This is a genomic window from Rhodococcus sp. NPDC055024 (assembly GCF_053608585.1).
The window spans coordinates 81,077-101,287 of the sequence record NZ_JBSGVT010000006.1 but is presented as its reverse complement, the minus strand read 5'-3'; the positions used below and the strand labels follow the sequence as shown (position 1 = coordinate 101,287).

At 63.3% G+C, this 20,211-nt stretch carries 18 protein-coding genes; 6 read left to right on the top strand and 12 right to left on the bottom strand.

All coding sequences use genetic code 11. The features are described 5' to 3' along the window. Window positions 1-2: 2 nt before the first annotated feature. The 3 genes from ACWF6P_RS14995 to ACWF6P_RS14985 form a co-directional block, all read right to left on the bottom strand. Complete coding sequence (locus tag ACWF6P_RS14995; RefSeq protein WP_007734562.1) at window positions 3-986, bottom strand: LLM class F420-dependent oxidoreductase; 984 nt, start codon at window positions 984-986, stop codon at window positions 3-5. Window positions 987-1,071: 85 nt separating this feature from the next. Continuing rightward, complete coding sequence (locus ACWF6P_RS14990) at window positions 1,072-1,566, bottom strand: hypothetical protein (RefSeq protein WP_452621506.1); 495 nt, start codon at window positions 1,564-1,566, stop codon at window positions 1,072-1,074. Beyond that, entirely contained in the window at window positions 1,563-1,808 is a 246-nt protein-coding gene (locus ACWF6P_RS14985) for a helix-turn-helix transcriptional regulator (RefSeq protein ID WP_452621505.1), read from the bottom strand. The genes ACWF6P_RS14990 and ACWF6P_RS14985 overlap by 4 nt, the downstream gene beginning before the upstream one ends. 64 nt (window positions 1,809-1,872) lie before the next feature. On the opposite strand from ACWF6P_RS14985, the gene ACWF6P_RS14980 reads away from it, so the two are divergent. After that, window positions 1,873-2,445: a nucleotidyltransferase family protein gene (locus ACWF6P_RS14980; protein WP_452621504.1), complete on the top strand. Its 573-nt coding sequence runs from the start codon at window positions 1,873-1,875 to the stop codon at window positions 2,443-2,445. A gap of 2 nt (window positions 2,446-2,447) precedes the next feature. Here ACWF6P_RS14980 and ACWF6P_RS14975 read toward each other — a convergent pair whose 3' ends face one another. Together ACWF6P_RS14975 and ACWF6P_RS14970 are read right to left on the bottom strand one after the other, a co-directional pair. After that, the gene (locus ACWF6P_RS14975) at window positions 2,448-4,460 is read right to left on the bottom strand and encodes a YhgE/Pip family protein (RefSeq protein WP_452621503.1); all 2,013 of its coding nucleotides are present in this window, start codon (window positions 4,458-4,460) and stop codon (window positions 2,448-2,450) included. A gap of 5 nt (window positions 4,461-4,465) precedes the next feature. Then, window positions 4,466-5,188 carry an ATP-binding cassette domain-containing protein gene (locus ACWF6P_RS14970; RefSeq protein WP_378634858.1) on the bottom strand — a complete coding sequence of 241 codons (723 nt, stop codon included), beginning with the start codon at window positions 5,186-5,188 and terminating at the stop codon, window positions 4,466-4,468. A gap of 179 nt (window positions 5,189-5,367) precedes the next feature. Between ACWF6P_RS14970 and ACWF6P_RS14965 the strand changes: the two genes are divergently transcribed. Further along, entirely contained in the window at window positions 5,368-5,988 is a 621-nt protein-coding gene (locus tag ACWF6P_RS14965; RefSeq protein WP_378634863.1) for a hypothetical protein, read from the top strand. A gap of 69 nt (window positions 5,989-6,057) precedes the next feature. On the opposite strand, the gene ACWF6P_RS14960 is transcribed toward ACWF6P_RS14965, so the two are convergent. The 4 genes from ACWF6P_RS14960 to ACWF6P_RS14945 form a co-directional block, all read right to left on the bottom strand. Continuing rightward, window positions 6,058-7,893, bottom strand: a complete 1,836-nt coding sequence (locus ACWF6P_RS14960) for an acyl-CoA dehydrogenase (RefSeq protein WP_347871955.1) — start codon at window positions 7,891-7,893, stop codon at window positions 6,058-6,060. An 89-nt stretch (window positions 7,894-7,982) separates the two neighbouring features. Further along, a complete protein-coding gene (locus ACWF6P_RS14955) occupies window positions 7,983-8,615 on the bottom strand; it encodes a class I SAM-dependent methyltransferase (protein WP_452621502.1) in 633 nt (210 codons plus the stop codon). 21 nt (window positions 8,616-8,636) lie between these two features. Then, window positions 8,637-11,120, bottom strand: coding sequence for an FtsX-like permease family protein (locus tag ACWF6P_RS14950; RefSeq protein ID WP_452621501.1), 2,484 nt, complete (start codon window positions 11,118-11,120; stop codon window positions 8,637-8,639). Next, complete coding sequence (locus tag ACWF6P_RS14945) at window positions 11,120-11,902, bottom strand: ABC transporter ATP-binding protein (protein ID WP_378535501.1); 783 nt, start codon at window positions 11,900-11,902, stop codon at window positions 11,120-11,122. The genes ACWF6P_RS14950 and ACWF6P_RS14945 overlap by 1 nt, the downstream gene beginning before the upstream one ends. 109 nt (window positions 11,903-12,011) lie before the next feature. On the opposite strand from ACWF6P_RS14945, the gene ACWF6P_RS14940 reads away from it, so the two are divergent. The 4 genes from ACWF6P_RS14940 to murJ all read left to right on the top strand — a co-directional run bounded on the left by ACWF6P_RS14940 (window position 12,012) and on the right by murJ (window position 16,804). Beyond that, entirely contained in the window at window positions 12,012-13,250 is a 1,239-nt protein-coding gene (locus ACWF6P_RS14940; protein ID WP_452621500.1) for a sensor histidine kinase, read from the top strand. Further along, the gene (locus ACWF6P_RS14935; protein ID WP_283307679.1) at window positions 13,238-13,879 is read left to right on the top strand and encodes a response regulator transcription factor; all 642 of its coding nucleotides are present in this window, start codon (window positions 13,238-13,240) and stop codon (window positions 13,877-13,879) included. The genes ACWF6P_RS14940 and ACWF6P_RS14935 overlap by 13 nt, the downstream gene beginning before the upstream one ends. A 161-nt stretch (window positions 13,880-14,040) precedes the next feature. After that, complete coding sequence (locus ACWF6P_RS14930; protein ID WP_003945837.1) at window positions 14,041-15,069, top strand: beta-ketoacyl-ACP synthase III; 1,029 nt, start codon at window positions 14,041-14,043, stop codon at window positions 15,067-15,069. Between the two features lie 118 nt (window positions 15,070-15,187). After that, window positions 15,188-16,804 carry a murein biosynthesis integral membrane protein MurJ gene (gene murJ, locus ACWF6P_RS14925; RefSeq protein WP_452621499.1) on the top strand — a complete coding sequence of 539 codons (1,617 nt, stop codon included), beginning with the start codon at window positions 15,188-15,190 and terminating at the stop codon, window positions 16,802-16,804. Here the strand turns inward: murJ and ACWF6P_RS14920 are convergent. From ACWF6P_RS14920 to ACWF6P_RS14910, 3 genes are all read right to left on the bottom strand, one after another. Further along, a complete protein-coding gene (locus tag ACWF6P_RS14920; RefSeq protein WP_452621498.1) occupies window positions 16,790-17,944 on the bottom strand; it encodes an alkaline phosphatase family protein in 1,155 nt (384 codons plus the stop codon). The two genes, murJ and ACWF6P_RS14920, sit on opposite strands and share 15 nt — an antisense overlap. 135 nt (window positions 17,945-18,079) lie before the next feature. Next, window positions 18,080-18,853, bottom strand: a complete 774-nt coding sequence (locus ACWF6P_RS14915) for a VOC family protein (RefSeq protein WP_452621497.1) — start codon at window positions 18,851-18,853, stop codon at window positions 18,080-18,082. A gap of 264 nt (window positions 18,854-19,117) precedes the next feature. Then, window positions 19,118-20,062 (bottom strand): alpha/beta fold hydrolase, encoded by a 945-nt coding sequence (locus ACWF6P_RS14910; protein ID WP_452621496.1) that lies wholly within the window; start codon window positions 20,060-20,062, stop codon window positions 19,118-19,120. Window positions 20,063-20,211 lie beyond the last annotated feature (149 nt).

Sequence of the window (20,211 nt, the reverse complement as noted above, 5' to 3'; positions counted from 1 at the left end):
AACTACTTGCCGACGAGTGGGCCGAGAGTGCGGCCCGCGAGGTCGACGATGCCTGGCTCTTCGCCGTTGGTGATCAGGTTGATCACGACGCCGTCGATGCCGTGGTCGAGGATGCGCGTCTGAACCTGCTCGGCGACGTCGTCCGGGCTGCCCACGAAATGACGCTCGGTGGCCTTGGCGACCACGTCTTCCGGCGCCGTGGTGATGTCGAGACCACGCTCTGCGAGGAACGTTCGCTGATGCGCGCGAGCCTTGTCGCCGTCCTCGTCGATCATCATGAACGTCAGGAAGCTGGTCTCGAGGGTAGCGGGATCGCGACCGGCTTCGTCGCAGCGTGCCGCAAGTGCTTCCATCTTGCGCGGCAGTTCCGACGGGTCACAGATGATGTTGAGGTGATCTGCGAAGCGAGCGGCGAGCCCGAACGTCTTTTTCTCACCGCCACCGCCGAGCAGGATCGGCAGGTCGTCGCGGACGCGAGGCTCGTTGATGGCGTCCTTGACGTGGTACCACTTGCCGTCGAAGGTGGGGCGATCACCGCGGAGCATCGGCGCGATGATCTGCAGTGCTTCGTCGAGCTTCTGGAAGCGCTCGGTGAACGTTCCGAACTCGTATCCGAACGAATTGTGTTCGAGTTCGAACCAACCGGCGCCAATGCCCAGGATGGCCCGACCGCCGCTCACCACGTCGAGGGTGGTGACGGTCTTGGCGAGCATGGGCGGATTGCGGTAGGTGTTTCCCGTGACCAGTGCAGACAACTGGATGGTCTCGGTGGCCGTCGCCAGCGCGGAGAGCGCCGAGTAGGCCTCGAGCATCGGGGCGTCCGGCGCTCCGATTCCGGGGAGTTGGTAGAAGTGATCCATCACGAATGCAGTGTCGAAGCCTGCGGCTTCGGCTTCGCGGGCCTGCGCTATGACGGTGGGGAAGAGGTCCTTGACCGGACCGCCGTAGCTGAAGTTGGGCATCTGGTATCCGAGGCGAGTGCTCACCGTTTCGACGTTACTCGCGATCGGTTGACCTGGCACGATTTTACCAACTCTATGGATTCCGTTGTGCCGGGCAGACTTCCGGAATTCAGAGAAGCTCTTCGGCCGCTTCGCGTCGCTTGGCCCGCTGTTGGTGGCGCTTTACGCCCAGGACGGCGGCTGTGAGGCCGACGAGTGCCCCGACCCCAGCGCCGGCCCAGGTCGCGATTCCGTCGCCCGGACGAGTTACGAGTTGGGCGACGACGCCGATCAATGCGATCAGATAGGCGGACCCGGCCATGAGAGCTCGGGGCGGCAGACCCTTCATGCTTGCGTAGACGTAGACGTCGACGTCGTGGGCCTGGGCGTACCGCAGCACCACCATCGAGCAGATAAACCATCCGATAAGCAGTCCCACTGAAATCCATGCGCCGGTTCGTCCCGCAACCCACGGCAGAATTGTCGCTGCGATCAACGTGATCCAGTAGGCGAATTGGAACCCCACCGCCGAGGCTTCGTTCCAGACGTCGCGCTGACGCTCGTCCTTGTAGAAGTCGTCGTCCAGATCTCCGACGAACCGCATTGCCTTCATCATGGTGCTCATGCCGTCTCCTCTGGAATTTCTGCGGTGAGTGCCGATTCGGGTAGGGGAAAGAGTGCTTCGACGGTGGCCCCCAGCGCTAGTGCCAGGCGAAGTGCCAGGTAGACGCTCGGTGCGTAGTCGCCGCGTTCGACGGAGACGATGCTCTGTCTGCTCACTTGGCCTGCTGTGGCCAGTTGCGCCTGGGTGAGGCCGGCGAGGCGTCGGTGCTCTCGCACGTTGTTGTCGCCAGCCTTGCCAGTCATGGGAAAAGTAAAGAATACTTGTCACATGATGTCAAGTTTGCTTGTCATATGGAAAGCTGACGGCATGCGTGAACGATTTCTCGAGATCGCCCTGTCAAATCCGGTGGTCGCAACGATCGTGGATCGGGCGCCGAAGTTGGAGTTGGCTGAGTGGTACCTGACCGCAGGTGGGCTTTTCCAAACCGTCTGGAATCACATCGACGGCCGTGACCCCGGAGCTGGAATCAAGGACTACGACCTCTTCTATTTCGACGCCGACGATCTGAGCTACGAGGCGGAAGATCGCGTGATTCGTTCGGCCGCAGAATTGTTCGCCGATGTGGATGCCGACGTCGAAGTACGCAACGAAGCCCGCGTGCACCTGTGGTACGAGCAGCATTTCGGCATTCCCGGCGTTCCGTTCACCAGTTGCCGCGACGCCATCGACCACTTCGCCTCCACAACTTGCTGTTTCGGGATCACCAAGGGAGCAAGCGGCACCGTGGACGTGTATGCCCCGCATGGATACGACGATCTCTTCGACATGATCGTCCGCCCCAACCCGGTGCTGGCGCCGCGAGAGGTGTACGAGGCCAAGGCGGCACGGTGGCGCAGGGAATGGCCTGCGCTGACCGTGGAGCCTTGGACCGAGACCTAGACTTAGACCTCGATCGGCGGATGCAACCTGTCCATGGTCCATTGCCGATTACGACGTGCGGCAAGTGAACTGGCGCCGAGTGAGGCGACGAGAAGGCCACCGAGGACGGCGATCGAGACCCACAGCCTCGAGTCGATACCGCCGACGGTGAGTTGTCGTAGCCCGTTCACCGCGTAGGTCATGGGGTCGAACGGGTGGATGATCTGGAACGGTTTCGCGGTGGTTTCGACGGGATAGATGCCGCCGGCCGAAACCAGTTGCAGCATCAGGAACGCCAGGGTGATGACGCGTCCGACGGACACTCCGAAGATGGCGTTGAATGCCTGGATCAACGCCATGTAGGTGGCGGTGATGAGCATCAGGAATCCGACGGTGCCGAGGGCATGCGTGGGGTGCAGACCGACGGCGAAGTGCACGACCAGATACATCACGATCACCTGGCAGATGCCGATGAGCAGTGCCGGCCAGTACGAGGCGAGGACCACTCGCAGCGCGCCGAGACCGTTTGCGATGGGCCGGTTCTGGAGCGGCTTGAGCAGCATCCAGGTGATGATGCCGCCCACGAACAGCGCGAGGGGCAGGAAGAACGGAGCAAATCCGGTGCCGAAGGTGCTTGCCCGGTTCTCGTAAGTTTCCTGCAGTTCGACCGGGCTGGAGAGGGTTTGAGCGGTTGCGGTTCGCTGTTGATCGGTCCAACTGGGAATCTGGCCCGCGCCCTCGGTGAGTTTGGTTGCAAGTGCGGAGGATCCGGCACGGAGTTGCTCGGTGCCGTCTGCGAGTTTGGCCGCACCGTCGGAAAGTTGGACGCTGCCGTCAGTGAGTTGAACCAGTCCGCTACTGAGGGTTTGAGCGCCGTCGTTGACTTGTTGACCGCCGTCACGAAGCTGCACCAGACCGTTGCGGAGTTCACCGCCGCCGTTGGCCGCGGCATTGAGCCCGGCTCGGAAGGTGCTCGACGGATCGTCGAGTTGGTAAGCGAGTTGTTGTGCACCGCTCTTGAGTTCGCCCAGTTGGCCCATGGTCGCTTCACCGAAACCCTGAGTGCGCAGCATGTCCTGGGCAGGCGCGAGGGCATTGGCGATCTGTTGGCTGACGGGATCCGGGTTCAGCCGAAGGCTGGCCACGGCCTGCCCGACCAGCTGTGCGACGTCTGCCTGTGTGTTCCCGAGGACGCTCAGTTGGTCAACGACCTGGGTGACGCCACCACTGAGTTGGCTTGCGCCGTCGCCCAGTTGGACGGCTCCGAGATCGAGCTGCCCCAAACCGTCGGTCAGTGCGAGGACACCGTCCGTGGCGGTGTTGATACCGGTCGAGAGTTGCGCTGTACCGCCGGCAAGAGTGGCTGCACCGTCGCGTGCGGTAACCATGTTGTCGGCCAGCGTTTTCGAGCCCGACGCCAATTCGCCGGCTCCGGCGTTGGCTGTGTTCACTCCGGCCGAGAGCTGGAGCGCTCCGTCGGCGGCCTGCTTCAAACCTGCACCGGCGTCGGTCAATCCGACCAGAACCGTCTCAACCGACTGCGCGCCGATCTTGTCGCTGACTTGGCTGAGGACCTGCTGGGCGGCATTTTGACCGATGATGGTGCCGAGATAGTTGTTGACGTCGTTGAAGGTGAACTGCAACTGCGCTTTGTGGGGGTCCTTGGACGTCGGGGAGGCAACGGCCTCGCTGAAATTCTCGGGCAGAGTGAGAGAGAAGTAGTAGGTGCCGTCCGAAACTCCCTGTTCGGCTTCCTGCTGTGAGACCAGATGGAGATCGAGTTCACCGGAATCGAGCAGCGCTTGGCTGACCTCGTCGCCCGCGTTGAGTTCCTGCCCCTGGACCATCGCGCCGCGGTCGGTGTTGACCAGAGCTACGGGGACCTTGTTCACCTCACCGAACGGATTCCAGAAGGCCCACAAGTACATCGCGCCGTACAGGAGCGGCATCAAGATGATGGTGACGAGTGCAATCCTGGGCATCGCGCCGCGGGAGAACCGCTTGAGTTCGGTTCCGAGAGACATTCCAGCGAGCATCGCGATTACCTCGCCCCTTCTTGGTCGGGATTGGTGACTTCTTGGAGCAAGGTGACGGCATCGATGGGTGATCCGTCGGGCAGCGGGTTGACGGTCGACGCGATGATGGTCTGGTAGCTCCCCATCTCGACCAGTCGCTCGACGAGATATGCGCGCTCGGAGTCACGCCGCACCTGTTCGAGATCGTCGACGACAAGCACGGCCGGCTTCTTCGTGTTCGCGACCGCGATGCGTAGCAGGGTCGCCTCGAGTTCGCCGAGGTCGCTGACATATCGGCCGAGTGCAGGCAACGGATGGTCACCGAAGACAGGGGCACACACGGCTTCGAGTTCTCGGTCCCCGGCACGTCCGATGAGCTTGTACCAGGGTGCGTCCCACCGGATCTGCTCCGTGATCAGATCGCGAACGGTGACGGACTCGGCAAGCTCGTCGATGTCCTCGAACCCGGCGACCCCGGCGATCTCGAAGATCTCACGGGGACGGGTTCGGCCGAAGACGGAGAGCGATCCGGAACTGGCTTTCATTCGCCCGCTGAGTGTCAGAAGTAAGGACGTACGTCCTGAACCGGCCGAGCCTTCGAGGATGGTCACACCGCCCGCACGAATTTCGAGGTTGACGGGTCCGAACACCGGCCCCCATGGGCCGTCGAGCGCCAACTCCGTGGCAGTCAATGCCAGGTCGGGGGCGTAATCGGGTTGTGCGTGCTCTGGTGCGACCACGATGATCACCTGTCTGTTGATCTACTCGGCCTTCGAAGGAACCGAGTGCTGGTTCAGTGGACGTTCGTGCTCACCCAATCACATCGGTAGGGGGCGAGCGGTCTCACGAACGGGATGTGTCGGACACGTCTGACAACTTGGAGACCGAACGGTATGTATTCTGTTGGAAACGGACAGGGGGAGTCGAGGTGCCGGTTCGTAGACGCGGTATGTGCGTGTTGCTTGTCATGGCCGCCCTGTCGGTTGTCTCCTGTGCCGGTGAGCGCGAGTCGCTCCCGTTCGTGTCCAGCGAAGAGCGTTTCGCGTTCACCGGACGCAATCCGGCTGCTGGTCCTCCGACTGTTCCGACCTTGCCTGCCGAGGATGCACCATACGGAGCGATCAAGCTGTCGGGTGCTTGGACGGGCGCTGCCAAAGTCTCGGTGCCCGGATCTGTCACGTGTCTCGAAACAGGTTCCGGAGATGCCACTCCAACTGGCTACCGTCAATGGACGTACGAGGTGCATACGAGTTCGTTCTACGAATACGACGGAGGCGGCGAATATCCGGGACGCGATTTTCACTTGTACGTCATGGTGAACGAGAGTCCGGAGCAAGGGCGATCCGGGGCGATAGTGAAGTTCTCCGATCAAAGCGGAGAGTTCGTGTCCTTCGGTATCAGTGACGACTCGCCCTTCGAGATGACCGGTTCCTCGGACCGAACGCGTCTGGCAATCGCAATGACCGGAACGGCGGCGAGAGCCGGCGAACAGCCGACGACGTCGGTCCTGTCCGCTCAGATCAGTTGCCCCACCATCGAGCGCAGATGACCGCTGACAACAAAGATGCCGGCCCCGAAACATTCTCGGGACCGGCACTTTTCATGAATCAGGAGCGAATCAGAATGCTGCTTCGTCGATCTCCATGATGTCGTTCTCGGTGTTCGCGACGATCTCGCGCGAAGCGGTGAGCTCCGGCAAGACGTTCTTGGCGAAGAAGGACGCGATGGCGACCTTGCCCTCGTAGAAGCTCTTGTCCTTGTCGGAAGCGCCGTTGTCGAGTGCTGCGAGAGCGATCTCGGACTGACGGAGCAGCTGCCAGCCGATGAGCAGGTCGCCCACGGACATCAGGAAGCGGACTGAGCCGAGGCCGACCTTGTACAGCTCGGTGGGCTGCTCCTGAGCTCCCATGAGGAAGCCGGTGAGCGTGGCAGCCATGGCCTGGACGTCTTCGAGTGCGGTGGCGAGCAGTGCGCGCTCCGCCTTCAGACGGCCGTTGCCGGCTTCGCTGTCGATGAAGGTCTTGATCTGTCCGGCAACATGAGCGAGCGCGACGCCGCGGTCACGGGCGATCTTGCGGAAGAAGAAGTCCTGAGCCTGGATGGCCGTGGTGCCTTCGTACAGCGAGTCGATCTTGGAGTCGCGGATGTACTGCTCGATCGGGTAGTCCTGCAGGAAGCCGGAGCCGCCGAGGGTCTGCAGGCTGTCCGTCAGGTACTGGTACGCACGCTCGGAGCCGACGCCCTTGACGATCGGGAGCAGCAGGTCGTTGACGCGGAACGCGGTGTCCTTGTCTGCGCCCGAGACGAGCTTGGCGACAACCTCGTCCTGGTGTGCTGCGGTGTAGAGGTACACCGCGCGCAGGCCTTCGGCGTATGCCTTCTGCATTGCCAGGCTACGACGCACGTCGGGGTGGTGCGTGATGGTCACGCGCGGCGCGGCCTTGTTGGTCATCTGAGTCAGGTCTGCGCCCTGCACACGCTGCTTGGCGTAGTCGAGAGCGTTGAGGTAACCGGTGGAGAGGGTGGCGATTGCCTTGGTGCCGACCATCATTCGAGCGTGCTCGATGACGTCGAACATCTGGGCGATGCCGTTGTGGACCTCGCCGACCAGCCAGCCCTGTGCGGGGATGCCGTGGCCGCCGAAGGTGACCTCACACGTGGCGGAGACCTTCAGGCCCATCTTGTGCTCGACGTTGGTGACGAAGGCGCCGTTGCGCTCGCCGAACTCTTCGGTCTCGAAGTTGAAGTGCGTCTTCGGGACGAAGAACAGGCTCAGGCCCTTGGTGCCGGGTCCGGCGCCTTCCGGGCGAGCGAGAACGAGGTGGAAGATGTTCTCGAACAGGTCGTCCGAGTCGGCCGAGGTGATGAAGCGCTTGACGCCCTCGATGTGCCAGGAGCCGTCGTCCTGCTTGATTGCCTTGGTGCGTCCGGCACCGACGTCGGAGCCGGCGTCGGGCTCGGTGAGGACCATCGTGGCGCCCCATCCGCGTTCGACGATGGTGGCGGCCCACTTCTTCTGCTCTTCGGTGCCGTTGTTGAACAGCACGTCCGCGAAGGCGGGTCCGGCCTGGTACATGTGCGCTGCGGGCTGTGCGCCCAGGATCAGCTCACCGATGGCCCACACGACGGAACGGGGAACCGGCACGCCGCCGACCTCTTCGCTCAGTCCCATGCGGTACCACTCGGCGTCCCAGAGAGCCTTGAAAGACTTCTTGAAGGATTCCGGCAGTGCAACGGTGTGCGTCTCGGGATCGAAGACAGGGGGGTTGCGGTCCGCGTCGGCGAAAGATTCGCCCAGCGGTCCCTCGGCCAGGCGTGCGACCTCTGCCAGCATGTTGCGGACAGTGTCGGCATCCAGGTCGCCCCAAGCGCCTTCGCTCAGTGGCTTCTCCAGTCCGAGAACCTCGAAGAGGTTGAACTCCAGGTCCCGAACGTTGCTCTTGTAATGGCCCATGTCTTCTGCTTCTCCCAGTGAGGTGGTGCGGTCCAGCACTCCTAGTACCGCCCGAAGTTTATTACTCGTCGGTAACTTAATACATGTTACTAGCCGTTCTTTGCATTGCCAACACCGGATTTGCGTCCGATGACAAGCGCGTCGACCGCGAGTCCCGTTTCGGTGTGCCTGTGGGGATTTCCGGCGATCTCGAACTCGAGCTTTCCTTGGAACTCCTGCATCAATTCTTCTGGGGTGTAAAGGATTTCGGGATCTTTCGGTCCGCCGACGCCGTAGTCGATGTTGCTTCGGTCGTGACCCAAAATCATGAGGATTCCATCAGGTTTCAGAGAATTTATGGCACGGTTCACAACCAGGGTGCGTTGTGGTGCGGGTAGATGAAGGTAAAGAAGCAGTGCCAAGTCGTATGCCTGCCCGTTTCTGGAGGCGTAGTCCGCGACGGTGACGTCGCCGCACCGGTAGTCGAGACGGTCGAGGACCGATCGGGGTGAGCGGGCCGCGATCGTGCGGGCTTTCTCGATCGCGACGGCCGAGTAGTCGATGCCGGTGACCTGCCAACCGCGGGTTGCGAGCCACAACGCGTTACGGCCCTCGCCACACGCCAGGTCCAGTGCCTGGCCGTGGGGGAGGGCCGTTGCGTATTCCACCAGTAGTTCGTTGGGAGGAGCGCCCCAGACGAGCTCGGATTCTTCGTACTTCTTGTCCCAGGCGGCCGCATCCATAGATGACGACGGTAGCGGCACTCAGTTCTTGCGGACACCGTCCATCGGGTTCTTGCGCAGGGCGGCGCGAGTCGGGATCGCGATGGAGACAAATCCCAGAACAGCGGTCACGGCGACGATGGAACCGTAGATCATCGGTGAGATCGCCGGGATCGGCTGCCCGGACACCGCCACGGCGATGCCCATCAGCGGCGGCAGGGCGATCAGCGATCCGACCACGACGGCGATTCCCACCACCATCAACGATTCGATGCGCATCATCGCTCGGATCTGCTTCGTCCGCGAACCCACCAGCTGCAGGAGCGCGAACTCGCGGGAACGCTCGGCAGTGGCGGCGACCAGAGTGTTCACGACGGCGACGGCCAGATAACCGAGCAGGACGAGGACGGCGAGGATGCTGACCCACGACTGCATACGCCGCTGATCTTCGCCTGCGGCTCCGAACTGGTCCTGGTTCATCGCGGCGATCGAGGGGAAAGACTGCAATGACTGCTGTACTTCAGCCGACCGTCCGGGTTCGGCAGCAACCAGAACGGTGTCGATCAGGGCGTCGGTGGAGTGCTGACGCAAAGTCTCGATCGGCATGGTCACGTCCCCGAATCCGAGGCCGCGACCGTATTTTGCGACGACCATCGGATGCACCAGCGTTCCGTCACCCAGATAGAGGTCGACGCGCTGGCCGACCTTGGCTCCGAGTGTGAAGGCGCCGTCTTCGCTCACGGCAACGGTATCGCCGGTCAGAGCGCTCAGGTCGCCTTCGGTCACCGCGAGATCGAGGGTCGCGGCGGCACTGGCAGCGTCGATGCCCTGGGTCGCGATCGCGCTGTCGGCTGAGCCGCCTTCCTCGCCACTCGGTACCGGTAAGACCTGGCTGCGCACCACGGGGTTTGCCGCACTCACACCGGGCACCGCTGCAATCGAGTCGAGGAGAGAGGGAGCGATACCGGCCGGAGCGCCCACGATCAGGTCTGCGGTGACGCCCTTGATCGACTGGTTGGTCGCCTCGGCTGCGACGGTGCTCTGGCTGAAGAACTGCACCGAGCCCAGTGCGATTGCGAGAGCCAAGGGGACAACGGCCGACGAGAGTCGCCTCGAGTTGGATTCGGCGTTGGCGGCAGCGAGAACTTTCGACGCCGATCGGCTACGGCGCAGCGGGCCGCCGAGGACCTTGATGATGCCGCGCACCAACAACGGGCCGAGCAGCGCGACCGAGAAGATCAACAGCAGTGCGCTCGAACCGGCTCCGGCGGCTGCCACGCTGCCGGGCAGGAAGGCCGGGAGGATGCACGCGCTGAGGCCGGCGGCGCCGAAGATCAGCCCGGTGATGATGCGTCCTCGGCCCAGTTTCGCCGGGCCGCTTTCGGATTCGCGCAGTGCTTCGACAGGGTCGAGCTTTGCCGGCCGACGGGCAGCGATCGCAGCCGCCGCGCGGGCAGTGAGTACGCAGATCAGGAAGGCCGCGATGGCAGGAAGCGGGCTGTACGCCAACGCGAAATCCGTGGGCATGACCCCTGCATCGGCGAACTGTGCGCCCAGAACTCGGGCGAGCAGGTATCCGGGCACCGCGCCGAGAGCTGCCGCCGCAGCAGCAACGAGCAGCACTTCACGCCCGATCATGACGTGGACTTGCCGAGTAGTGGCTCCGATTGCACGCAACAGAGCGAACTCTCGGCGCCTGGCGTTGATCGAGAGCGACAACGTGCTGGACACGACGAACATGCTGACCATCAATGCAAGACCCGCAAACGAGGCGCAGAGCACGATCAACTGAGTCCGCGCAGCACCGGCGTCGAGGAATTCGATGCCTCCGCGTGCGGTGCCGGTCGAGATCTCGGCGTCGGTCCCGGCGAGTGCCTCGCGAGCGAGAGCGGCGGCATTCACGCCTTCGGGGGCGATCAATCCGACTGCGGTGACCGAGTTCTGGTGCGGCCACAACCGTTCGGCCTCTGCGTCGTCGAGGAAGACGAGTGCCGGACGGTCGGGTGAGGGCACCGAAGACGAATCTGCTGTGCCGACAACGGTGTACTCGTCCACTATGCCGCCGTGAGCCAGCATGATCCGCTCGCCGAGCGCGGCGCCGGTGGTCGAGACCACCTCGTCGCGGCTCTGCGGAGCGCGACCCTCGGCGAGTGAGTACGGCGCCAATTGTGCTGTGTTCCAGGGATGGGCGTCGAGTACGACGCCCTCGGCGGTGCTGACGGGGACGGAGATATCGGGAACCACCGTGACATCGAGCGTGTCGAGCTTGCGGACCGTATCGCCGTCGAGGAGAACTCGCTCGGCAAAAGGCTGATCGGCGTCTTCCTTGACCTCGAGCGCCTGTGGTGCACTCACGACGGCGTCGGCACCGGCGTAGAGATGTGGTGAGACACCGCCTCGCACTCCCGATTCCAGCAACACACCCAGACCGCAGGTGAGGAGCGCTGCGCAGAATACGGAGACGAACACGGCGACGAAACCGGAGCGATGCGCTTTCAGGTGCGCAAACGTGTGCGCTTTCATCATCACCAGTCCCCGAGGTGTGTCATGCGCTCGGCGATCTGCTGCGGTGTCGGGCGGTCGATGTGCCCGACAAGTTTCCCGTCGGCGAGGAACAGCACACGATCGGCGTACGACGCGGCCACCGGGTCGTGCGTGACCATGACGATGGTCTGGTCGAACTCGGCGGCCGTTCGGCGCAGCAATTCCAGAACCTGCTTGGCGCTGCGGGAGTCGAGGGCGCCGGTCGGTTCGTCGGCGAAGAGTGCGTCGGGGTGGGTGACGAGGGCGCGCGCGATGGCGACGCGTTGCTGCTGGCCACCGGACAGTTCGGAGGGTTTGCGCTTGCGGTGCGATCCGAGCCCGACGGATTCGAGGACGAAGGTCAGGTACTGCTTGTCGGCTCGTCGTCCGGCGAGGAGTAGGGGGAGCGTGACGTTCTGCTCGACGTCGAGAGCGCCGAGCAGGTTGTAGGCCTGGAAGACGAAACCGATGTGGTCGCGTCGGAAGATGCTGCGGGCCTTCGGCTTCAGCTGTGAGATCTCGGTGTCGCCCAACCACACCGATCCGCTGCTCGGTCGGTCGAGGCCCGCGGCGCAGTGCAGGAAAGTGCTCTTACCTGATCCGGACGGGCCCATCACGGCGGTGAAGGTGCTGCGCGGCAGAGTGAGGCTGATGTTGTCGAGGGCGGTCACGGCGCCACGGCCGTTGCCGTAGATCTTGCTGACTCCCTCGAGGCGTACAGCAGATGTTCGAGCGCCCGTGGCGCCAGAAGCCGGCGGGGCGAGGACCGAGTGTCGATTCTTCATGGGAAGAACGCTATGGAGATTCGGCATTCGTCGACATCCAGCAGAGTCCCGAATCAATGGTGTAGCCAGCTGTAGTGGATCGTGCGGTGTGGTGCGGCATGCTGGGGCAGTGAAGAAGAGAACCAGGGCTGCGGTGTACGTGCTCGTCGAGGGTGCGGCAGCTGTGGTTTCCCTGTTCTTGCTGATGGTCGGTCTCATTCTCTTGTCGCTCTCGATTCTGATCGTCGGCTGGTTGCTGTTGCCGTCGTACGTGCGAGTGCTCCGGTGGTGGGCCGGCCTGGCTCGCAAACGCACTGCTGAGTACACCGGGCGCCCTGTTCTGCAGCGATATCCGCCGATGCCGAGCAATCCGACGTTCGGGGACTGGAGCCGGTTCCTCACCGATCAGTCGACGAGGCGCGACGCGGCCTGGTTGTCGATTCATGGTCTGGGTGCTTTCGTCGCGGCGATGCTGACCATTGCTCTGCCACTCGGTGCGCTCAATGCGATTGCCGTCCCGCTGTACTGGCAGCAGATGCCCGCGGGCGAACCCGTCAACAACCCGTACCCCGTGACGTCGTGGCTGGGCGCTGCCGGAATGCCGTTGATCGGCATCCTGTACTTCCTGATCGCGTGGTGGTTGATCCCCGCGATGGCGAAGTGGATCAGCTGGTCGACCACGACTTTGCTTGCGCCGGATACGCGTTCGGACCTATCGAAGCGCGTCACCGCCCTGACGGCCAGCCGCGCTGCAGCGCTCGACGCACATTCGGCCGAACTCAAACGCATCGAGCGGGATCTGCACGACGGTGCGCAGAACCGTCTGGTCGCGGTGGTGATGATGCTGGGAATGGCGGAGCGGTCGTTGCAGATCAACCCGGACCAGGCTCTGCCGCAACTGCATCGGGCGCAAGATGCCGCGACCGAGGCGTTGAGTGAACTCCGCACGTTGGTGCACGACATCTATCCGCCGATCCTCGACGAGCTCGGCCTCGAGGGCGCGATCTCCGCGCTCGCGGGGCGCTCCAGTGTGCCCTGTGTACTCGAGATCGACGATCTCCGCCGTGCCCCGGCTGCCGTCGAGGCTGCCGCGTATTTTGTCGTCGCCGAGGCTCTGACCAACGTGGCAAAACACAGCGGAGCGCGCAGCGTCACCGTCACGGCAAGGACGGAGACGTCTGCCGACTCTTCGGGTGAGACGATGCTCATCGACGTGATCGACGACGGTCACGGCGGCGCGAACGAACGTCCGGGCGGCGGCGTGGCGGGTATCCGGCGCCGGGTCGAGGCTTTCGAAGGAACCGCCACACTGGAGAGCCCGGAGGGCGGACCGACAACGATGAGGGTGGAACTACCGTGCGGATTCTGATTGCCGAGGACGACGCTCTCCTGCGCGAAGGGCTTGCACTGCTGCTTCGCGGAGAGGGATTCGAGGTGTCTGCCGTCTCCGACGCCACACAGTTCCTTGCGGTGTTCGAGGAGACCGCCCCCGACGCCGCGGTGCTCGACGTCCGGATGCCTCCTACTTTCACCAACGAGGGACTTCGAGCGGCGATCGAGGTGCGCAAGCTTCGTCCGGGCTTTCCCGTCCTGGTCCTTTCCGCCTACGTCGAGGATCGCTACGCCGGTGAACTGTTGGCAGGCGGCGCCGGCGGCGTCGGCTATTTGCTCAAGGAACGGGTTGGCAAGGTAGCCGAGTTCGTCGACGCGTTGAACCGGGTGGTCGACGGCGGAACCGTGATGGATCCCGAGGTCGTATCCCAACTGATGAGCCGTCGACGCGCCGACGATCCGATCAGATCACTGACCCCACGCGAGTCCGAGGTCCTCGGACTGATGGCAGAGGGGCTGGGAAATCAGGAAATCGCCAGGAAGTTGGTCGTCAGCGACACCGCTGTGAGCAAGCACATAGGAAATATCTTCGCGAAACTCGGCCTGTCGGCTTCGGAAAGCGGGCATCGTCGTGTTTTGGCAGTTCTAGCTCATTTGCGCGCCTGATCGAGGATCTGGACTACATACCTGACCGAAGCGTAATGTGAGCCAGCCTCATGTTGTTGTCGTGATCGAACGGTGACCTGAGAGGCAGGGGCTTATGTCCTGTACGTAACGTGTGATGTCGAATGCGCGTCATCACCAGAAACCAACGAGGAGATCGATCAATGGGTAAGCCGATTGCCAGTGTGGCCGGAGGTCGGCAGTCCGTCCTTCTCGGGCTCGGCGTTCACCGCCCGGAGCGAGTCGTGACCAACGACGAGATCTGCGAGCTGATCGATTCCACCGACGAGTGGATCCAGACGCGATCGGGCATCAAGTCGCGCCGGTTCTCCGGCGAAGGCGAAGGCATCCTCGCCATGTCGATCAGCGCTGCTCGTAAGGCACTGGACGTCAGCGGCATTGCGCCCGAGCAGATCGGCGCCGTGATCATCGCGACGTCGACGTGGGACTTGCAGACTCCTCAGGCCGCATCCATCGTTGCCCATGAGCTGGGTATCAAGGGTCCGGCTGCGTTCGACGTCGCAGCCGGTTGCGCCGGTTTCTGTACCGCCCTTGCGGTGGCCAGTGACCTCGTTCGCGGTGGCACCGTAGATCACGTTCTCGTCGTCGGCGTCGAGTTGATGAGCGAGGCCACCGAGCCCACCGATCGCAGCGTTCGCTTCATCTTCGGTGACGGCGCAGGCGCAGTTGTCGTCGGCCCGAGCGACACCGTCGGAATCGGCCCGGTCGAGTGGGGTTCGGACGGCAGCCAGTCCGACGCCATCGTTCAGGAGCCCAGCTGGCTCGACTACACCAAGAACCCGACCGGACCTCGGCCGTGGATCAAGATGGCCGGCACCGCGGTGTTCCGCTGGGCTGCCTTCGAGATGGGCAAGGTCGCCACTCGCACCCTGGAGAAGTCAGGGCTGGGTATCGAGGACATCGACGCTTTTGTCCCGCACCAGGCAAACCAGCGCATCAACGAGGTCATCGCTCGCAGCATGAAGCTGCCCGAGGGATTCCCGGTCTCCAACGACATCGCCGAGACAGGCAACACGTCCGCGGCGTCGATCCCGCTCGCCATGGAGCAGATGCTGCGCGACGGACAGTGCAAGCCGGGCGACAAGGCCTTGCTTCTCGCCTTCGGTGCCGGCCTGTCCTTCGCCGGTCAGGTTGTTGTCATGCCGCCGTTGGCTGGGGCAGAATCCGCCTGATCTTCACTCGTACGTACTGAGCGCCTCGAACTTCGGTTCGGGGCGCTCAGTCGTTTCCAGGAGGGCAGTCGTTTCCGGGGCCGGCTCGTCGGAACCTGTGATGTGGCACCCTGGCGAGATGGTCGAGAGCGTGGGAGAGTCCGAACGCACGGGTGAGACGGGCGGCAGCTTGGCGAAGATGGGCGGGCAAGTGGCGCTCGCCAGCACGGTCAGCCGGATCACCGGCTTCGTCCGCACCCTTGCCCTTGCCGCGGTCCTGGGCATCGCCCTGGTCAGTGATGCGTACAACGCGGCCAACAGCTTCCCGAACATGGTCTATCAGCTCCTCCTCGGCGGGATTCTCGCCAGCGTCCTGCTTCCGTATCTGACGCGGCAACGACGCCGTGGACGGACGCTCGAACGTGAGCAGACGCAGCGCGTGCTCACCGTGGGAGCGCTTGCTCTTGCTCTCGTGACGGCAGTGGCCGTGGTGTGCGCGCCGCCGCTGGTCTCGGCCGTGATCGATGATCCGGCTCAACGCGAACTTACGACGCTCTTCGCGTATTTGCTTCTGCCGGAGATCTTCTTCTACGGCATCACGGCGATGATGACGGCTGTGCTCAGTGTTCGATCGGTGTTCGGTGCGCCGGCCTGGGCGCCGGTGATCAACAACGTCGTCCTTCTGGTGACGGTCGCAGTCTTCCTGTGCATCCCGGGGCCGGTGGCTCTGACTCCCGAGTCGATGACCACCGCGCAGGTTCTGGTGATTGGTATCGGCACTTTGCTCGGGATCGTGGCGCAAACCGCCGTCGTTGCTCGAGCGCTGCACCGCAACGGGTTTCGGTGGCGCCTTCGCGTGCGGGTCGTACCGCACACCTGGCGCCCGGTGCGTGTCGGGGCGCCGTTGCTCGGCTGGGTACTTGTGTACGTCGTTGCCGGCCAGATCGGTGTGTGGGTGACGATGAAGGTCACTCTCTCCCGTCACGTCTACTCGATGTACACGCACGCGGATCTGCTGTTTCAAGTGGCGTACGGCATTCTCGGTGTGTCGTTGTTGACGGTGCTGATGCCGCGGATCGCCAGGTCGGTTGCTGCGGGTGATGACGTAGGCGTCGTATCCGATCTCGGCCGGGGAGCCCGGTATTCAGTGGTGGCGCTGATTCCGGTCACTGTGGCGCTCATGGTGTTCGGCCCCTCGTTGACCACCTTGATCTTCTTCGGCCGGGTCGACGGCAGCAGTGCCCGGTTGATCGGGACGGCCGTTGCGGTCAGTGCATTCGGGCTGGTGCCCTTTGCGATGGTCATGCTTCAGCTGCGAGTGTTCTACGCCGACAACAACACCCGAACTCCCGCGGTGATCGCCCTGGTGATGGTGGTCGCCAAGACTGTGCTCGTCCTTCTTGCGTCACTCTCGGCGAGTGACGAAAGGCTGGTCCTGGCCGTCTGTGCCGCCGGCTCGTTCTCCTACGTGTGTGGAGCGGTGCTCGGCCACATCCTTCTTCGAAAGCGGTACGGGCTGTTGGGATTCCGCCGCGTGCAGGCCACCGTCGGAAGGATTTCGGCGGCGGCAATTCTGGCAGGTGGTTGTGCGCTCGCTTTGGTGGTGGCGGTTCAGAACCGAGTTCCCGAGCCCAGGCTTGCTGCTGCTATTTCATTGTCGGCGGGTGCGGCCGTCGGTGCCGTCGTCCTGTTGGGCGCATGCAAGGTCGTCGGTGTTCCCGAGATTCGCCGGGCGCGAACCCTACTGCTGTCCTGAGGACAAGAGCGGTACCAGCAGTTCGTCCGGAGTGAGGGCGCCGTGCTGTCCACGGAGGCCGGACAGTCCCGATTCGACAGATCGACGTACGACGGCCACGTCCCCGGACGCAATGGCGATGACGTCACCGATCCGGCCGTGATACTCGGAATGCACTGCAGGCCCGAACAATCCTGCGACTATGCCCTCGGATCTCGTCCCGATCCACATGCGGTCACCCAGTTCGGCGCGCCAGCGGTCCGCAACATCTTGTGCAGCGCCTTCTCGGGTGTGGATGTGACGACATCTAGGTTCACCGGCAAGAGCGAGTACATCTTTGGACAGAATCGGAGTGTTGTCGAAGTCGATCTTGTTCTCGTCCGACACGTCGACCATTCCGTGGTCTGCCGTCACCAGCAATCTCACGTCCGGACCGAGAGCCGCGGCGAGTTGCTCGACCAGTCGATCGACAAGCATCAGTTGGAATGTCCACGGCTCGGACTCGGGTCCGTAGACGTGGCCGAGTGCATCGATCTCGCTGATGTAGCAGTAAGTGAACGTGCGGTCGGCAGATTTCGACGCCGCCACGGTGCGAGCGAGGAGGTCTCCGTATGCCTGGATTCCGGCGAACTGGGCACCGCGCATCCCGGCACGGGTGAGGCCGCTGCCGTCGAACTTCGACGGTACGACGGTTGTAACGGTGATGCCGGCTGCGGCGGCGCGATCGAACGTCGTGGCCTGCGGCTGCAGGGTTTCCGGGACGATGGAGTCGGTCTGCGAATCCTTCTTGCCCGCGCTGTGCCAGCCCAGCCAGTTGAACACCGAATCGGCTTCTTCGACGTAGGACTGGTAGCCGGTGATGCCGTGCGCTCCCGAAGGCAGACCGGTCCCCAGCGAGACGATGCTGGTGGCCGTCGTCGTGGGGAATCCTGCCCGGATGGGCGTTCCGGCGAGCGAATTCAGGAATGGTGCATGTTCGGCGTTGCGGGCGAGCAAATTCGCGCCCATCCCGTCTACCAGCAGAATTACGGTCTTCTTGCTGGGCTGTAGATCGAGACGGTTCGCTTCGCCGCTCACTCCGAGGGAAGCGAGTACCGACGGCGCAAGCGTCGACAGAGTCGGCTGCGAGTACACATCGAGGAGAGGGGCGGGGGCGGGCATCCCATGAGATTAGGCGTTGGACGCAGAAAACTGCATACCTTCTGGGCGAGTGTTCAAATCTGTGCGGTCAAATCCGGACTTTCCAGATGATCAGCGCGCAGAGACCGCGGACCGGTGCGGCCTCCGCGCGGAGATTCATTCCATGATCGTGGAGATCTGGAACTTGGCACCTAGTGGATCGGCCACCGACGCGAGACGACCGAAGGGCGTGTCCTCGGGATCGCGCAAGACGCTGCCGCCGAATTCGACGACCTTGGCGACGGCCGCATCGGTGTCGTCCGCCCCGAAGTACACCTGCCAGAACGACGGCGCCTCTGCCGGGAGGAACGAGCTGGCATCCATCAAACCGGCGACGACGGTGTCGCCCTGCTTGGCCTGTGAGTACCGGAACTCGTCGCTGTCGCCGATCGACTCGTAAGTCCAGCCGAACACGTCGGTGTAGAACGGCAGGACCGCGGCGTAGTTCTTGGACAATGTCTCGTGCCAGACCGGCGCTCCGGCCTCGCCGACCAAACCGAAGCCGTGGTGCTGATCTGCCTGCCAGATGCCGACGACGGCACCGGCCGGATCGCCCACGATCGCCATGCTGCCCTGAGGACCGACCTGCATTGACGGCATCATGATCGTTCCGCCCGCGGCTTGGGCCTTGGACGCCGACGCTGCCGCATCAGTCGAGGAGATGTAGGTGGTCCACACGTTGCCGTAGGGGTTTCCCTCCTGCTGGGGTCCGAGCCCGGCGATGGGCTGCTCGTCTTTGCTGAAGATCGCGTAGCCGCCGTACTGCGGATCGTCGTTTGTGTCAGCCTGCCAGCCGAACACGTTGGTGTAGAAGGATTTGGCAACCTCGGTGTCGGAGCTGGTGAGGTCGATCCAACAGGGTGTTCCGTCGAGCGCTGTGCGTGCGGGCATCTGAAAACTCTCCTTAACCGAAACGGATACACAAGCAGGGGACGCGGAAATGCTTGGCCGAGGAAGGCCTGAATCTCACGCTACGCGCGTACCCCGACACATTCCCAGGGTTCGAGAGCTTTGGGGTATGTGACCGTTTCGCGTTCCCCGGTGGGCCGGACCCGCCAACGTAGACGAGCGCCGAATCGTTCTTGATACTCCGAAGTTGATGGGGCACTTGCTCGATCGGCAAGGCTGTTCCACCGGGGGGAGTGCCGGTACGTGTCAGCTCCTGATCAGCCCCGTGCGATCGAGCCACGCGAGCGCATGACGGGTGAACTCGTCCGGAATCTCCAACTGTGGGGTGTGGCCGGTGTCGCCGAGAATGATGGTGGTCCAGTGTGGATGTGCAGCAGCGGCTGCCCGAGCGGCCTCGACCGGGACAAGCCGATCGCGGTCGCCGTGCATCAGGAGCGTCGGAGTCGTGATCTCTCGCAATGTCTTTCGATAGGAGGCAGGACGGGCGAGGGTCATCAGCAGTGACCGTGCTGCCTGAAGGAATTCGGCATCCTGGGAAGGTTCGTTGCGGCGAATCGCCGTCAAGGCAGCGCCCGCGTCGAGGACCGCGGGGTCGGCTCGTGTCGGATCGGCAAAACACAATCTGGTCATCTGAGCGGCCAACTGCCGGTCGGACATCTTTCGGCGTCCGAAGCCTAGAACCTGCTCACCGACGTACGGCATCGAGTAGAGCGCGAATTGTGCGGCGACGGTCAGGTCGGGCAGTTGGACGGGAAGGGGGAGGGCCGGATCCACCAGGACCAGGCCGGCCACTGATTCGGGACTGGCGTGGGTCGACATTGCCGAGACCATTCCGCCCATGGAATTGCCGAACAGGACGGCGGGCTCACCCACCACTGTGTCGAGAAAGCGATTCAGGAGCGCAGCGTTGGCATCGACGCCGGTGTGCCGCCCACCAGCAGAGGTGAGTCCGAATCCGGCGAGATCCAATGCATACACGCGCGTGCGTGCGGCCAACGCTGGTGCCACCCGCACCCAGTTGAGATGTGAGCCGCCCAAACCGTGAACGAGGACGATGGGCGGCGCTCCGCTGGGACCGCCGAAGTCGATCCAGTGAACGTCACCGCCAAGATCGGTGATGTTGCTTGTCCCGCCCCACGGGTGCGTGAGGGTGCTTCCGTCGGCGAGTTGGGCCGAAACAGCGGATTCCATACCTGCCAGGATGCACCGAGGTGTCGTCGTAGTCACGCACTCGTTCCGGTTCGGGATCCGAATATGTGTCCTCTATCACGGATTCTCAAGAAGCTCAGGAAACGGGCAAAACGGAATTTGACTGGTGTTCAGCACTTTTCGAGGCTGTC

Excerpts from the sequence above, each read along its gene's own strand:
- ACWF6P_RS14980 (WP_452621504.1), top strand. The coding sequence starts at position 1,873 with ATGCGTGAACGATTTCTCGAGATCGCCCTGTCAAATCCGGTGGTCGCA.
- ACWF6P_RS14985 (WP_452621505.1), bottom strand. The coding sequence starts at position 1,808 with ATGACTGGCAAGGCTGGCGACAACAACGTGCGAGAGCACCGACGCCTC.
- ACWF6P_RS14945 (WP_378535501.1), bottom strand. The coding sequence starts at position 11,902 with ATGAAGAATCGACACTCGGTCCTCGCCCCGCCGGCTTCTGGCGCCACG.
- ACWF6P_RS14950 (WP_452621501.1), bottom strand. The coding sequence starts at position 11,120 with ATGATGAAAGCGCACACGTTTGCGCACCTGAAAGCGCATCGCTCCGGT.
- ACWF6P_RS14975 (WP_452621503.1), bottom strand. The coding sequence starts at position 4,460 with ATGCTCGCTGGAATGTCTCTCGGAACCGAACTCAAGCGGTTCTCCCGC.
- ACWF6P_RS14920 (WP_452621498.1), bottom strand. The coding sequence starts at position 17,944 with ATGCCCGCCCCCGCCCCTCTCCTCGATGTGTACTCGCAGCCGACTCTG.
- ACWF6P_RS14955 (WP_452621502.1), bottom strand. The coding sequence starts at position 8,615 with ATGGATGCGGCCGCCTGGGACAAGAAGTACGAAGAATCCGAGCTCGTC.
- ACWF6P_RS14990 (WP_452621506.1), bottom strand. The coding sequence starts at position 1,566 with ATGAGCACCATGATGAAGGCAATGCGGTTCGTCGGAGATCTGGACGAC.
- ACWF6P_RS14910 (WP_452621496.1), bottom strand. The coding sequence starts at position 20,062 with ATGGAATCCGCTGTTTCGGCCCAACTCGCCGACGGAAGCACCCTCACG.
- ACWF6P_RS14930 (WP_003945837.1), top strand. The coding sequence starts at position 14,041 with ATGGGTAAGCCGATTGCCAGTGTGGCCGGAGGTCGGCAGTCCGTCCTT.
- ACWF6P_RS14960 (WP_347871955.1), bottom strand. The coding sequence starts at position 7,893 with ATGGGCCATTACAAGAGCAACGTTCGGGACCTGGAGTTCAACCTCTTC.
- murJ (WP_452621499.1), top strand. The coding sequence starts at position 15,188 with ATGGTCGAGAGCGTGGGAGAGTCCGAACGCACGGGTGAGACGGGCGGC.
- ACWF6P_RS14915 (WP_452621497.1), bottom strand. The coding sequence starts at position 18,853 with ATGCCCGCACGCACAGCGCTCGACGGAACACCCTGTTGGATCGACCTC.